A 13,314-nucleotide genomic window follows, 5' to 3' on the forward strand; every position below is an offset into this window, starting at 1 on the left:
TGCGGCTGCCTTTCCTTTTGAGCCTTCACTGAACCGATCCAGTGACCCGACCACCCGATCGGCCAAGTAATCGATTTCTTGCACCAACCCTGGAAGGAGTGCCGTGCCCGTCGCGCTGCTCGCGCTCGCCATCGGAGCTTTCGGCATCGGGACCACCGAGTTCGTCATGATGGGCGTGCTGCCCCAGGCGGCCGCCGACTTCGGCGTCGACATCCCGACCGCCGGCTACCTCATCTCCGCCTACGCCCTCGGCGTCGTCGTCGGCGCCCCGCTGCTCACCGCGGTCGCCGTCCGGCTGCCGCGCAAGACCATGCTGCTGGCCATGATGGGCCTGTTCACACTGGGCAACGGCCTGTTCGCGCTCTCGCCCAACCACGAGTTCGGCGTCGCGTTCCGGTTCCTCGCCGGCCTGCCGCACGGTGCGTTCTTCGGTGCCGGCGCGGTCGTCGCGTCCAGTTTGGTCGGACCCGGCCAGCGCGCGAAGGCCGTGTCGATGATGTTCCTGGGCCTGACCCTGGCCAACGTCATCGGCGTTCCGCTGGGCACGCTGCTGGGCCAGCAGGTCGGCTGGCGCGCCACGTTCGGCGTCGTCGCCGTGATCGGCCTCGTCGCCGCGGCGGCCATCGCGAAGCTGGTCCCGCACCAGGGCAAGCCCGCCGACGCCTCGCTGCGGGGTGAGCTCGGCGCGTTCAAGCGGCCGCAGGTGCACCTGGCGCTGGCGATCGTCACGTTCGGGCTCGGCGGCGTGTTCGCCTGCTTGTCGTACATCACGCCGATGCTGACCGACGTCGCCGGCTACTCGCCGTCGAACGTCACGCTGCTGCTGTCCCTGGCCGGCGTCGGGATGACGATCGGCAACCTGCTCGGCGGCCGGCTGGCCGACCGCGCGCTGATGCCGGGCCTGTACGCGGCGCTGCTGTCGCTGGCCTGCGTGCTCGGGATCTTCACGATCACCGCGCAGGGCAAGGTCGGCGCGGCGATCACGATCTTCTTCGTCGGCGTCGCCGGGTTCATGATCGGCCCGATGATGCAGGCGCGGATCATGGAGAAGGCGGGCGGCACTCCGTCCCTGGTGTCGGCCGCCGTCCAGTCCGCGTTCAACATCGCCAACTCGATCGGGGCCTACCTCGGCGGGCTGGTCATCGCGGGCGGGCTCGGCCTGGTCGCCCCGAACTGGGTCGGCGCCCTCCTGGCGGTCTTCGGGCTCAGCCTGGCGATCGTCTCCGGCACGCTCGACCGCCGCGAAGCGAAAGCCGAACGGCGTGAGCTGGCGATGGCATCCTAAGAAGACGCGAACGGGCCGCCGATGATCGTCAAGGCCACGTACAGCACGGCTGCCGCCAGCCCGGTGTAGGTCACGATGTCCACGACCTTGCCGCGGATCGCGAGCAGCCCGGCCTTGGCGGTCGGCAGCACCGCCCGCAGCACCGCGGCGAGGAGGAGCGCGGCGCCGATCAGCGCCGCGCCCTCCCGCCAGTGGTACTGGACGATCCGTAGCGCGGCCACGGCCGCCACCAGCAGCACCGCCGCGAACGGGAGCTGCGTGAACCGGGACTGCCTGCTCCGGCGGTCGTGGACGTCCCGCCGGTCTTCCGTCATCGTCATCAGCCTTGGACCGCGCGCTCGGCCGCCTCGACGACGTTGCTCACGAGCATCGCCCGGGTCATCGGGCCGACGCCGCCGGGGTTCGGCGAGATCCAGCCGGCCACCTCGGCCACGTCCGGGTGAACATCGCCGGTGAGCTTGCCGTCCACGTGGGACACGCCGACGTCGAGCACCGCCGCGCCCGGGGCGACCATGTCCGGCGTGATGATCCCCGGGACCCCGGCCGCGGCGACCACGATGTCCGCTCGACGGACTTCGGCGGCCAGGTCGCGCGTGCCGGTGTGGCACAGGGTCACAGTCGAATTCTCGCTGCGGCGGGTCAGCAGCAGGCCGAGCGTGCGGCCGACGGTGATGCCGCGGCCGACCACGGTGACGCGCGCGCCGTTCAGCTCGACGCCGTGGCGCTTGAGCAGCTCGATGATCCCGTACGGCGTGCACGGCAGCGCACCCTGCTGGCCGAGCACGAGCCGGCCCAGGCTGACCGGCGCGAGGCCGTCGGCGTCCTTCTCCGGGTCGATGCGCTCGAGGACGCGGTTCGCGTCGAGGTGCTTCGGCAGCGGCAGCTGGACGATGTAGCCGTGGCACGCGGGGTCGGCGTTCAGCTCGTCGATGACGGCTTCGAGCTTCTCCTGGGTGATGTCGGCAGGCAGGTCGCGGCGGATCGAGTTGACGCCGATCTTGCCGCTGTCCGCGTGCTTCATCCGCACGTAGGAATGCGACCCGGGGTCGTCGCCGACCAGGACGGTGCCCAGGCCCGGCGTCACCCCCTTCGCGGCCAGCGCCGCGACGCGCGGCTCGAGCTCCGCGAAAATGGCGTTCTTGGTGGCCTTGCCGTCGAGAATCTTCGCCGTCACGGCCCCCATTCTGGCAAAGCGACCCCCGCGCGTCGCTTCCAGGCGTGGGTGGTCGCTGCCCGTAGACTGGCCGCTACCCCACACGGTCCATTCGCGACGCTCGCCGCGATCAAGCTGTGATCTACCGCACTTCGCATCACGCGAGGTCAGACCGGGTGCCGCCGGGTCGCCGAGCGGCAAAACCCACATGCGGGGTGCACACGCGCGCGCGAACAGTCAAAATGTGCGGGTGGCACAACCGACGACGCAGCTGAACGCGACCGAGCAGGACACCCTGGTCAAGCAGATCGGACTTGCCCTGCTCCGTGCCGCCCCGCGCGACTGGCGCAAGGTCACCGCGGAGTACCGAGCCGTCGGGAGGTACCACGAGCTGACCGGCGAGATCGTCACCGAGGACGGCACCGTCCACGAGTGGCTCGCCACCCACGACATCGCGACCCTGTTCGGCAGGCTGCGCGGTGGCATGTACCGCGACGGCCGCGGAACGTGGTTCAACGCGCGCTACCAGCTGGACCACCCGTCCAGCTACAACCTCGAGTACAACCGCGACGAGCCGGTGTGGAACCTCGCGCCGCCGCCGCAGGCCTACTCCGACGAGCTGCGGATGTTCCCGCGCACCGAGGAGAACGTGCCCGAGTGGCTGATCCGGCGGATGTCCGGGCTCGGCCCGGAGCAGCCGGGGCCGCACTTCCGGATCGCCCGGATCTTCGACACGATCGGCCCGGCAGGCCGCCCAGTGATCAACCGCCCCGACCTCGAGGTCGAGGAGCAGGACCGGCTGCTGGAGTACCTGGACCACGCGCCGCTGGTCGTCACCGAGCGCGGCTACGACATCGACCGGCTCGCCGCGACGCCCGAGGCCACCGTGCCGGTCGCCTTCCACAGCGACGGCCAGTGGATCTGGCCCGCGGCCGTCAACTTCTACCTGCGCAAGTACGGCGTCTCGCCGGAGCTGGACCTGGTCGAGCACGTCCGGACGGTCGGGTTCAAGCTGCCGCCGGTCGACGAGCCGACGCTGCAGGCCGCCGGCGCGTACCTGACCCGGGGCAACCAGCCGCCGCCGCAGCAGCAGCGCCCGGCCGGGCCGCCGCCCCAGGGGCCGCCGCCGCAGCAGCAGGCGCCGCAGGGCCCGCCGCCGACCATGGTCGCGGTCCCGCCCGTCGCGCCACCGCAGCAGGAGCCGCCCGCGCCGGCGGACCCCGCGGCCGAGGAGCACGGCTACGCCGAAGAGGCCGGGTTCACCGAAGAGGCCTACGACGACCGCGAGTTCGACGACCGCTTCGCCGAGGAGGACTCCTACGGCGAGGAGGAGTACGAGCACCCCGAGCACGCGGCGGGCTCGAACGGCACGTCGCCGGAGCCGGGCCGGGTACCCGACCTCGAGGAGACCGCGGAGTACGTCCCCGACCAGCCGATCGGGCACGGCGACGAGCCGCGCGACGGCGCCGCGTTCGAAGCGCCGGGCGAGGCCGAGCCGGGTCACGACGAGCACCGCGAGGACGAGGAGCACCACGCGTTCGAGGCCGGTTCGCACCGGGACGAGCCCTCGCACCAGGAGGACGACGAGCAGGCGGCGTTCGCGCAGCACCGCGAGGAGGAGCCGGCCGGGTTCCAGGCCCGTGGTGACGAGGGCGGGTTCCAGGCTCGCGGCAACGAGGTGCCCGCCGGGTTCCCAGCTCGCGGCGACCAGGGGCCCGCTGGGTTCCAGGGCCGCGGCGACGAGGGCGCCGCTGGGTTCCAGGGCCGCGGTGACCAGGGGCCCGCCGGGTTCCAGGCTCACGGTGACGAGGGCCAGCCCGGGTTCCAAGCCCACGGCGACGAAGGACCGGCCGGGTTCCAGGCCCGGGGCGACCAGGGACCTTCCGGGTTCCAGCCGCGACGCGACGAGGAGAACGCCGAGTTCCAAGCTCACGGCGACGAGGGGCCCGCGGGGTTCCAAGGCCGTGGCGACGAAGGCCCCTCCGGATTCCAGGGCCGCGGCGACCAAGGGGCCGCCGGGTTCCAGGCCCGCGGCAATCAAGGACCTGCCGGATTCCAAGCTCACGGCGACGAAGGACCCGCGGGGTTCCAGGGCCGTGACGAAGAGGGACCGGCCGGGTTCCCGGGCCGCGGCGACCAAGGGCCCGCCGGGTTCCAGGCCCGCGGCGACCAGGGGCCTGCCGGGTTCCAGGGCCGCGGCGACGACGGCCCCGCCGGATACCAGGCCGGTGAGGAGCCGCCCGGGTTCCAGCCGCGGCCGGACGAGCCCGCGCACGCCGCCTTCGAACCTGGCCGGGCCCGGCCGGAAGAGCCCGCGCACGCCGGGTTCCAGCCGCCGCGGCGTGAGGAGCAGCCGGCGTTCGATCCCGGCCCGCCGACCATGATCACCCAGCCCGAGGTGCCCGGCGTCCTGCCGGTGCCCGAGCCGCCGGCCCCCGCGGCCGAGCCCGCCGCGCCGGCGCCCCGCTCGGGCCGCCGTGCGCTGCGCCGCGAGACGCCGGACCACCCCGTGCTCGCCGGCCTGCAGGCCAAGCTGGACGAGCTCGACGTGCCCGAAAGCGGCTACAAGCTGGGCGAGCCCGCCGAGCACGGCTGGAGCGTCGAGGAGGTCGACGAGGGCTGGCGCGTCGGCTGGTACGACGGCAAGCTCAGCAACCCCGCGGTCTTCGGCGACGCCGAGGACGCGGCCGCGTTCATGCTCGGCAAGCTGCTGCTCAACCCGGAGGGCCACGTGCCCGAGCCGGAACCCGAACCGGAGCCCGAGCCCGAGCCGGAACCCGCGCCGCAGCGGGTCGTCGCGACGCTGTCGCCGGAGGTCGCGACCGGTTCGTACCCGGTCCGCAAGCCGGAGCCGGTGCCGCCGCAGGAGCAGACGGCGTTCACCAGCGCCGACGAGCTCTTCGGCGACCTCGAGGACGACGAGCCGCCCGCCCCGCCGACTCCGCCGCGCCAGCCCGCGCCGGTCCCGGCCGGGCCGCCGCCGCTGGCTCAGCAGGCCGGCCCGCCGCCCGCGCCGCCCCGGCGTGAACCGCCGTCGGCGCCGACCGTCCTGGCCGCGCCGGTGCCCCAGGGTGCGCCCCCGGTGCCGCCGGCCACCCCGCCGGCGCCCCCGCGTCGCGAGGTGCCGGCCAGCCCGGCCGTCAACGGCGGTGGCGGCGGCCAGCAGCAGTGGCCGATCGGGCCGATGGCCGGCGAGCCGCCGCTGACGCTGTTCCGCGGCAAGGAACTGCGCGAGCTGCCGGCGGGCAGCGAGCTGGACCGCTTCGGCGGCCCGAACGGCAACCTGACGTACGCGGCGGGCACGCCGTTCGCCGAGCGGTCGCTGGTGCCCGAGTGGGTGAACCGGCCGTACCACGTCTACCGCGTGCAGCGGCCGCTGGAGACGCTGGCCGGCGTCGCGATCCCGTGGTTCAACCAGCCGGGTGGCGGGTCGGCGTACCTGCTCCCGGCGTCGATCGAGGAGCTGCTCGCCGAGGGCGACCTCATCGAGCTCGACCCGGGCGAACCCCCGATCGACTGACCCCACCGCTCGTGAGTGAGAAACAGTGTTCTAACCCTGTTTCTCACTCACGAGCCGTCAGCGGACGACGAGCCCGTGCGCGGCCGCGAAGGCGATCGCGGTGTCGACGTCCACCTCGGCGCCCCGCAGGTTGGCCTGCACCAGGGCGTTCGCGTCGAGCCGCGCACCGCGCAGGTCCGCGCCGTCGAACTTGGCGCCCTGCAGGCGCGCGCCGGTCAGGTCGCTGCCGCGCAGGTCGGCGCCGGTCAGGTCAGCCTCAGTCAGGTTGGCTTCCCGCAGCCGCAGCCCGGACAGGCCCAGCCGGCGCAGCCGCGCCTTCGCGAGCGACGCCAGCGAGAGGTCGCACTCGGTCAGCGCGATGCCGCCGAACCCGCTGTCGGTGAACGACGAGCCGAGCAGCGAGCACGACGTCCAGCGGCTTTCGACGAGCACCGTCCGGTCGAACGTGCACGAGCGGAACGCGGAAGCGTCGTGCCGCGAGCGGGACAGGTCCGCCCGCGTGAACACGCAGTCGTCGAAGGTGCAGCCGCGCGTCTGCAGCCCGCTCAGGTCCGCCCCGGTGAAGTCACACCCGGTGAACCGGCGCTTTTCCCACCACTGCCCGGACAACACCGCTTCGCGGTAGTCCTCCCCCGTCTCCAGCACGGCCCCCAGGGTGCCACACCCGTTCAGGGCCGCACGCCTTGGACGTAGTTCATCGCCTCGACGTACTCGGGCAGCTGCGCGCGGCGCGCCATCTCGGCCTCGTCCAGGTTCTCCAGCCGCGTCTGGATCCACCACAGGTTGCCGAAGGGGTCGCGCACGCGGCCGACGCGGTCGCCGAAGAACAGGACCGTCTGGCGGGTCACCTCGGTCGCGCCGGATTCGATCGCGCGACGCTGCGTTTCCTCGCTGTCCGGCACGTAGAGCCGCAGGAACGCCGGGGTCGCGGCCCAGTCGTCCGGCGAGTCGAACGCCATCACGACCGCGTCGCCGATGCGGACCTCGGCGTGGCCGATCTTCCCGTCGTCGCCGACCACCCGGCCGATTTCTTCGGCGCCGAACGCGGCCGTCAGGAAGTCGATCAGCGCGGCGGTGTCGCGGCCGATGATCCACGGCGTGACCGTCGTGTAGCCCTCGGGAACCATGAAATGTCCTCCTCAAGTCGGTGTGGCCCCGACGCTAAGATCGAATTAGGTCAGTTCCTGACCGCTGCATACTGGGCTCATGGGAGTTCCGCTGCGGCCGGTCGCGGCGCGGTCGGTGTACCGCGAGGTCGCGCCGCCCGCCGCGCTGGCCGACGTGGTGGCCTGCGGCTGGCACGGGCGCACCGGCTGGGCGCGGCCGCTGCGCGTCCTCCCCGACGGCTGCGCGGACCTCGTCTGGGACGGCGAAGCGCTCACGGTGGTCGTCACGGTCGGCGCTCCCCTGCGGTTGTGGGTCCCGGCGTCCGCGTCGCGGGTCGGCGTGCGGCTGCGCTGCGGGGCCGCGGCCGCCGTGCTCGGCACCTCCATGCCGGACCTGCCCGCCGTGACCAGGTTGAGCGACCTCTGGGGCGCCGACGCCCGGCGCGCCGAAGAGCAGCTCGCGTCGGCCGATCCCGAGGCGCAGCGCGGGATTCTCGAATCACTCGTCGCCCGCCGGAGTGCGACGCCGGACCAGCGGGTGCTGGCCGCCGTGCACGCCCTCGGCGCGGCCGCGCGGACGTCCGAGGTCGCCGTCGGGATCAGCGAACGCTCGTTGCGGCGCCACTTCGTCCACGCGATCGGAGCCGGGCCGAAGCAGCTGCACCGCGTCCGGCGGTTCCAGCGGTTCCTGCGTCTCCTGGAGCCCCTCGCGGCCGGGCGGGCGTCGCTGGCCGACGTCGCCGCCGGGCTCGGGTACGCCGACCAGTCGCACCTCGGCCGCGAATGCCGGCGCCTCTCCGGCTCCTCCCCCGCCGCGCTCGTGCGGGTGGCCGAAAAGTTCCAGACACCCGCGCCCGCCGCGCGCCACGATCGTGCGCATGTTCCGAGTCACGATCGCGGTGCGCGCTGACGACCTCGACGTCAACGGGCACGTCCGCGGCCCGGCCTACCTCGCCTACGCCGACCACGCGCGCTGGGTGTGCGTCCAGGCCGCCGGGATCGACCTTGGCGAGCTGGCCGCGCGCCGGATCGGGCCGGTGAACCTGGAGACGACCGTGCGGTTCCACCGCGAGCTCGTCCCCGGCAGCGAGGTCTCCGTCAGCTGCGAATTCCGTTACGGGGAGGGCAAAACCTCGCAGGTCAGGCAGGAGTTCCACGCGCCGGACGGGACGCTCGTCGCCTCGGTGTCGTCGGTGTCGGGCCTGCTGGACCTCGACCGGCGCCGGCTGCTGCCCGACCCCGGCGCGTACTGGCAGGAGCTGGCCGCACACCCCGAACTCCTCGGCCTGGCCCCGAAAACGACGTGATCTTTCGCGGCCCGCTCACTACGGTGGCTCCGTGCCCGACCACGACTACGTCGATCCGTACCTCGCCTCGCTCTACGACGCGCTGAACCCGCGGGAGAGCAGCGGCGACTTCGAGTTCTACCTGCCGATGATCATGGCGGCGGAGTCGGTGCTGGACGTCGGGTGCGGCACCGGTTCGCTGCTGCACTGGGCGCGCGAGTCCGGCCACGAAGGCCGGCTCGTCGGGCTCGACCCCGCCGAGGGCATGCTCATCCAGGCCCGCCGCCGCGACGACGTCGAGTGGGTGCACGGCGATTTGTCGACCGCGTCCTGGGACGGCGAGTTCGACTTCGCCGTGATGACCGGGCACGCGTTCCAGGTGCTGCTGACCGACGACGAGCTGCGCACGGCGTTCTCGGCTGTCCGCCGCGCGTTGAAGCCGGGCGGCCGGTTCGGTTTCGAGACGCGCAACCCCGCCGCCCGCGGCTGGGAGCGCTGGACGCCTTCGCACGTCTGGGAAACCGGCGAAGTGCGGTCGTGGAACGACGCCGGGCCGTTCGAGAACGGGTACGTCAGCTTCACGACGACGTACGAAAGTCCTCAGTGGGACGCGCCGCAGTACAGCGAAAGCACGTTGCGCTTCCTCGACGTGCCGGCGCTTTCGACGTTCGTCGAGGAAGCCGGGCTGGTCCTCGACGAGCAGTACGGCGACTGGGACCGCACGCCGGTGACCGACGCGAGCCCGGAGATCATCACGATCGTGCGGCGGCCCCTCACCTGAAGTCGCGCGACTTCGCCTTGATCCGCATCGGCAGCGCCTCGACGCGGTCGGCGAGCACGCTCACGACGCCGTCCGCTTTCTCCACCACCCCGCGGATCAGCAGCGCCGGGCTGGCGCGCGCGACGCGGTGGTAGCGCTGCCACAGCCCGAGCGTGCAGATCACGTTGACCATCCCCGTCTCGTCCTCGATGTTGAGGAAGGTGACCCCGCCCGCGGTCGCCGGGCGCTGGCGGTGGGTGACGGCGCCGCCGACCAGCACGCGCGCGCCGTCGTCGAGGTCGGCCAGGCCGCTCGCCGGGACGACGCCGAGCGCGTCGAGGCGGTCGCGGATGAACTCGGTCGGGTAGCTGTCGGGCGAGACCCCGGTGGCCCAGACGTCCGCCGCCGCGAGGTCGAGGCCGTCCATCCCGGGCAGCGTCGGGGCCTGGCCGCCGACCAGGCCCGGCAGCTTCTCCGGGCGTTCCCCTGCGACGGCACCCGCGGTCCACAGCGCCTGCCGCCGGTCGCCGCCGAACCCGGCGAACGCGCCGGCCGTGGCGAGGGCCTCGATCTGCGGGGTCGTCAGCCGGACGCGGCGGGCGACGTCGGCCATGTCGGTGTAGTCGCCGTTGCCGAGCCGCTCGGCGACGATCCGCTTGGCGACGTCCTCGCCGATCATCCGGACGGTGCTCAGCCCGGTGCGCACGTCGTGGAACTGCCCGGTGCCGGCTTCGAGGGTGGCGTGCGGGAGGCTGCGGTTGATGTCGGGGCCGTGCACGGTGACGCCGTGGCGCCGCGCGTCGGCGACCAGCGACTGCGGTGAGTAGAAGCCCATCGGCTGGGCGCGCAGCAGGCCCGCCAGGAACGCGTCCGGGTGGTAGAGCTTGAAGTAGGCGCTGGAAAACACGAGGTGCGCGAAGCTCAGCGCGTGGCTCTCCGGGAAGCCGAAGTTCGCGAACGCCTTGAGCTTCAGGAAGATCTTCTGCGCCAGTTCGTCTTCGACGCCGTTGGCGGCGGCGCCTTCGAGGAACCGCTGCCGCAGCCGGTCCATCTTGCGATCCGAGCGTTTCGAGCCCATCGCGTGCCGCAGCTGGTCGGCCTCCGCGGCGGTGAAGTTCGCGACGTCGAGCGCGATCTGCATCATCTGTTCCTGGAAGAGCGGCACGCCTTTGGTCTTGTGCAGCGCCTTTTCCAGTAGCGGGTGGTCGTAGGTCCACTCCTCGCGGCCCTGCTTGCGGCGGATGTACGGGTGCACCGAGCCGCCCTGGATCGGGCCCGGCCGGATCAGCGCGACTTCGACGGCGAGGTCGTAGAACTCCCGCGGTTCGAGGCGCGGCAGGGTCGCCAGCTGCGCGCGGCTTTCCACCTGGAACACGCCGATCGCGTCGGCGCGGCAGAGCATGTCGTAGACCTTCTGGTCGGTGAGGTCCAGCTCGGCGAGGTCGATCTTCTCTCCTTTGTGCTCCTCGACGAGGTCGAGCATGTAGTGCAGCGCCGAGAGCATGCCGAGGCCGAGCAGGTCGAACTTGACGAGCCCGGCGGCCGCGCAGTCCTCCTTCTCCCACTGGATGACGCTGCGGTTCTCCCTCCGCGCCCACTCGACGGGCACGACCTGGCTCACCGGCTCGTGGCACATGACCATGCCGCCGGAGTGGATGCCGAGGTGGCGTGGGAAGTCCTCGAGGGCGAAGGCGAGCTGCACGACCTCGTCCGGGATGTCGTGGTCGTGGTCCTTTTCGGTGCTGCGCAGGGAACCCCAGCGGTCGATCTGCTTGCTCCAGGCGTCCTGCTGGCCGGGCGAGTAGCCGAGGGCGCGGGCGGCGTCGCGGACGGCGGACCGGGCGCGGTAGGTGATGACGTTCGCGACCTGGGCGGTCCTGAGCCTGCCGTGTTTTTCGAAGACGTACTGGATGGCTTCTTCGCGGCGGTCGGATTCGATGTCGAGGTCGATGTCCGGGTAGCCGTCGCGGTCCGGGGCGAGGAAGCGTTCGAAGAGCAGTTCGTTGGCGACCGAGTCGACTTTCGTGATGCCGAGCGCGTAGCAGACGGCCGAGTTCGCGGCCGAGCCGCGGCCTTGGCAGAGGATGTTGTTGTCCTTGCAGAACCGGACGATGTCCCAGACGATCAGGAAGTACCCGGGGAAGCCGAGCTTTTCGATGATTTCGAGTTCGTGTTGGATCTGCTGCTTGGCTTTTTCTTCGTGTTCCTTGCCTCCGAAACGCTCTTCCGCGCCTTCCTTGGTCAGTTTCCTGAGGTACGTCGCTTCGGTTTCGCCTTCCGGGACGTCGAAGGGCGGCAGCTCGGGGGCGATCAGCTTGAGCGGGAAGGCGCATTCCATGCCGAGGAGGGCGGCGCGCCGGACGGCACCGGGGTAGCGCCGGAACAGGACGTCCATTTCGGCGCCGCTGCGCAGGAACGCCGTGCCGGCCGCGGGGAGCCAGCCCTCCAGCTCGTCGATGCCGCGACGGGCGCGGATCGCGGCGAGGGCGTCGGCGAGCGGAGCGCGTTCCGGCCGGGCGTAGTGCGCGGCGGTGGTGGCGACGGTGGGGAGTTTCAGTTCGTCGGCGAGCTGCGTCAGGACGTCGTTGTGCGTGCTGTCGAGCGGCTGGCGGTGGTCGGTGAGCTCGACGTAGACGTTGTCGTGGCCGAAGCGGTCAATGAGGTGCTTCAGTTCGTTTGCGGCGGCTCCTGGACCGTGCGTGGCGAGGGCGGAGCGGACGGCGCCCTTGCGGCAGCCGGTCAGCACGACGCACTGCCCGGCGACCTCCTCGGCGACGGCGTCGAGGTCGTAGATCGGCCGGCCCTTCTCGGCTTTTTCGTGGATCTGGCCGGCGGTGATGGCCCGGCAGAGGGCCCGGTAGCCCTGGTCGCCGCGGGCGAGGAGCAGGAGGTGTTCGCCTTCGGGGTCGGCGACGCCGTTCTGGGGGTTGGTGAGGCCGAAGCTGAGCTCGGTGCCGAAGACGGTGTTGACGCCGAGCTCCCGCGCGGCCTCGGCAAAGCGCACGACGCCGTACATGCCGTCGTGGTCGGTGAGGGCGATGGCGTCGAGTTGCAGGCGCGCGGCTTCCTCGACGAGCTCTTCGGGATGGCTGGCGCCGTCGAGGAAGCTGAAGTTGGAGTGGCAGTGCAGTTCGGCGTAGGGGACGCGGACGGTTTCGCCGCCGTCGTCGTTGCGGCGGGTGGGGAGGTTTCGTGGCCGTTGGTAGGCCTCGCGGCGCCGGCCCCAGGCGGGGCTGTCGCCGTGGTCACCGGGAGGGGCCCCGCCGGCGAGGGTGCGGGCGAGGTCCTTCCAGGGGACGGGCGGGTTGTTCCAGCCCATTCAGCGGCTCCCGGGAGCTTCGGGACGTTCTTCGGGGTGTTGTTCTCGGCGCCGGCGGTGCCAGTTGCTGGGGTGGTTCCAGCGGCTGCGGGCTTCGGCTTCGCTCATGCGGGGCTGGTCTGACGGGCCGGCGGCGGTTTCGCCACGCCGGATCCGAGGCCGCGACTCAGCGGCGGCGGCTCCGCTCACGCCGAGCTGGTCGGCGGCCGGGGCGTCGGGCAGCTGCATGTTGCGGGACCGATCGACCAGGCCGGCCCGGTCGGCGGCCACTTCGCCGGGCAGCCGCGGATTCCGAGACCGCTCGGCCGGGTCGGCCTGATCGGCAGCCACTTCGCCGGGCAGCCGCGAGTTCCGAGACCGCTCGGCCGGGTCGACCAGGCCGGCCTGGTCGGCAGCCGCGTCGCCGGGCAGCCGCGGGTTCCGAGACCGCTCGGCCGGGTCGGCCATGCCGGGCCAGTCAGCAGCCGCTTCGCGCGGCAACCGCACGTTCGAGGACCGTCCGGCCGGGTCGGCCATGCCGGGCCGGTCGGCGGCCGGGGCGCCGGGCGAGCGCCGGGTTCGGGAGCGCCGCTCGGTGGGGTCGCTCATGCGGCAGCCGTTCTCGTCCGAGGCGCGCGGGAGCGGGAGCGCGATGACCGGGCACACCCACTCCTCCTCGAGTTCCTCGACCGGCTCCAGCGGCAGCCGGCCACGGACCGTCCACCGCTCGTCCGAGGCGGGAGCCGGCGCCTGTCCCGGTGGCCGGTCGGCGGGGGTCCACCCACCGTCCGTCTGCGGCGCCGGCACTTCGCGCAGCCACTCGCGCTCTTCCTCCGCTCGGCGCGGGGTTGCCTCCGGCTCGGCGCTCAACCAGGCGCGGAGCTTGCGTGCGTAGTCCTCGTCCAT

11 protein-coding genes are annotated in these 13,314 nt (G+C 72.5%); 5 read left to right on the forward strand and 6 right to left on the reverse strand.

What is annotated here, in order from left to right:
* The first annotated feature begins 103 nt into the window (after positions 1-103).
* Complete coding sequence (locus tag ACIQWX_RS01575) at positions 104-1,285, forward strand: MFS transporter (RefSeq protein ID WP_400864120.1); 1,182 nt, start codon at positions 104-106, stop codon at positions 1,283-1,285.
* Here ACIQWX_RS01575 and ACIQWX_RS01580 read toward each other — a convergent pair.
* Both ACIQWX_RS01580 and ACIQWX_RS01585 read right to left on the reverse strand, forming a co-directional pair.
* Positions 1,282-1,605 (reverse strand): DUF3017 domain-containing protein, encoded by a 324-nt coding sequence (locus ACIQWX_RS01580; protein WP_400864122.1) that lies wholly within the window; start codon positions 1,603-1,605, stop codon positions 1,282-1,284. The genes ACIQWX_RS01575 and ACIQWX_RS01580 overlap by 4 nt on opposite strands.
* Positions 1,605-2,459, reverse strand: coding sequence for a bifunctional methylenetetrahydrofolate dehydrogenase/methenyltetrahydrofolate cyclohydrolase (locus ACIQWX_RS01585; RefSeq protein WP_400864125.1), 855 nt, complete (start codon positions 2,457-2,459; stop codon positions 1,605-1,607). Before ACIQWX_RS01585 ends, ACIQWX_RS01580 begins: the two co-directional genes overlap by 1 nt.
* Positions 2,460-2,682: 223 nt before the next feature.
* On the opposite strand from ACIQWX_RS01585, the gene ACIQWX_RS01590 reads away from it, so the two are divergent.
* Positions 2,683-5,958 carry a glycohydrolase toxin TNT-related protein gene (locus ACIQWX_RS01590; RefSeq protein WP_400864128.1) on the forward strand — a complete coding sequence of 1,092 codons (3,276 nt, stop codon included), beginning with the start codon at positions 2,683-2,685 and terminating at the stop codon, positions 5,956-5,958.
* A gap of 57 nt (positions 5,959-6,015) precedes the next feature.
* Here ACIQWX_RS01590 and ACIQWX_RS01595 read toward each other — a convergent pair whose 3' ends face one another.
* Positions 6,016-6,603: a pentapeptide repeat-containing protein gene (locus tag ACIQWX_RS01595; protein ID WP_400864130.1), complete on the reverse strand. Its 588-nt coding sequence runs from the start codon at positions 6,601-6,603 to the stop codon at positions 6,016-6,018.
* A 23-nt stretch (positions 6,604-6,626) separates the two neighbouring features.
* Positions 6,627-7,085, reverse strand: a complete 459-nt coding sequence (locus ACIQWX_RS01600) for a VOC family protein (RefSeq protein ID WP_400864133.1) — start codon at positions 7,083-7,085, stop codon at positions 6,627-6,629.
* Between the two features lie 79 nt (positions 7,086-7,164).
* Here ACIQWX_RS01600 and ACIQWX_RS01605 point away from each other — a divergent pair, with 79 nt between their 5' ends.
* From ACIQWX_RS01605 to ACIQWX_RS01615, 3 genes are read left to right on the forward strand one after another with little or no spacing between them, the layout of a single operon-like run.
* Positions 7,165-7,974, forward strand: a complete 810-nt coding sequence (locus ACIQWX_RS01605; RefSeq protein WP_400864136.1) for a helix-turn-helix domain-containing protein — start codon at positions 7,165-7,167, stop codon at positions 7,972-7,974.
* The gene (locus ACIQWX_RS01610; protein ID WP_400864138.1) at positions 7,943-8,371 is read left to right on the forward strand and encodes an acyl-CoA thioesterase; all 429 of its coding nucleotides are present in this window, start codon (positions 7,943-7,945) and stop codon (positions 8,369-8,371) included. The genes ACIQWX_RS01605 and ACIQWX_RS01610 overlap by 32 nt, the downstream gene beginning before the upstream one ends.
* A 31-nt stretch (positions 8,372-8,402) precedes the next feature.
* Positions 8,403-9,131 (forward strand): class I SAM-dependent methyltransferase, encoded by a 729-nt coding sequence (locus tag ACIQWX_RS01615; RefSeq protein WP_400864140.1) that lies wholly within the window; start codon positions 8,403-8,405, stop codon positions 9,129-9,131.
* On the opposite strand, the gene ACIQWX_RS01620 is transcribed toward ACIQWX_RS01615, so the two are convergent.
* Positions 9,124-12,429, reverse strand: coding sequence for an error-prone DNA polymerase (locus ACIQWX_RS01620; protein WP_400864142.1), 3,306 nt, complete (start codon positions 12,427-12,429; stop codon positions 9,124-9,126). The two genes, ACIQWX_RS01615 and ACIQWX_RS01620, sit on opposite strands and share 8 nt — an antisense overlap.
* Positions 12,430-13,314 (reverse strand): hypothetical protein, encoded by an 885-nt coding sequence (locus tag ACIQWX_RS01625; RefSeq protein WP_400864144.1) that lies wholly within the window; start codon positions 13,312-13,314, stop codon positions 12,430-12,432. It abuts the gene before it with no gap.

The organism is Amycolatopsis sp. NPDC098790 (assembly GCF_044759945.1).
Lineage (GTDB): Bacteria > Actinomycetota > Actinomycetes > Mycobacteriales > Pseudonocardiaceae > Amycolatopsis.

Excerpts from the sequence above, each read along its gene's own strand:
- ACIQWX_RS01580 (WP_400864122.1), bottom strand. The coding sequence starts at position 1,605 with ATGACGATGACGGAAGACCGGCGGGACGTCCACGACCGCCGGAGCAGG.
- ACIQWX_RS01600 (WP_400864133.1), bottom strand. The coding sequence starts at position 7,085 with ATGGTTCCCGAGGGCTACACGACGGTCACGCCGTGGATCATCGGCCGC.
- ACIQWX_RS01605 (WP_400864136.1), top strand. The coding sequence starts at position 7,165 with ATGGGAGTTCCGCTGCGGCCGGTCGCGGCGCGGTCGGTGTACCGCGAG.
- ACIQWX_RS01610 (WP_400864138.1), top strand. The coding sequence starts at position 7,943 with ATGTTCCGAGTCACGATCGCGGTGCGCGCTGACGACCTCGACGTCAAC.
- ACIQWX_RS01620 (WP_400864142.1), bottom strand. The coding sequence starts at position 12,429 with ATGGGCTGGAACAACCCGCCCGTCCCCTGGAAGGACCTCGCCCGCACC.
- ACIQWX_RS01625 (WP_400864144.1), bottom strand. The coding sequence starts at position 13,314 with ATGGACGAGGACTACGCACGCAAGCTCCGCGCCTGGTTGAGCGCCGAG.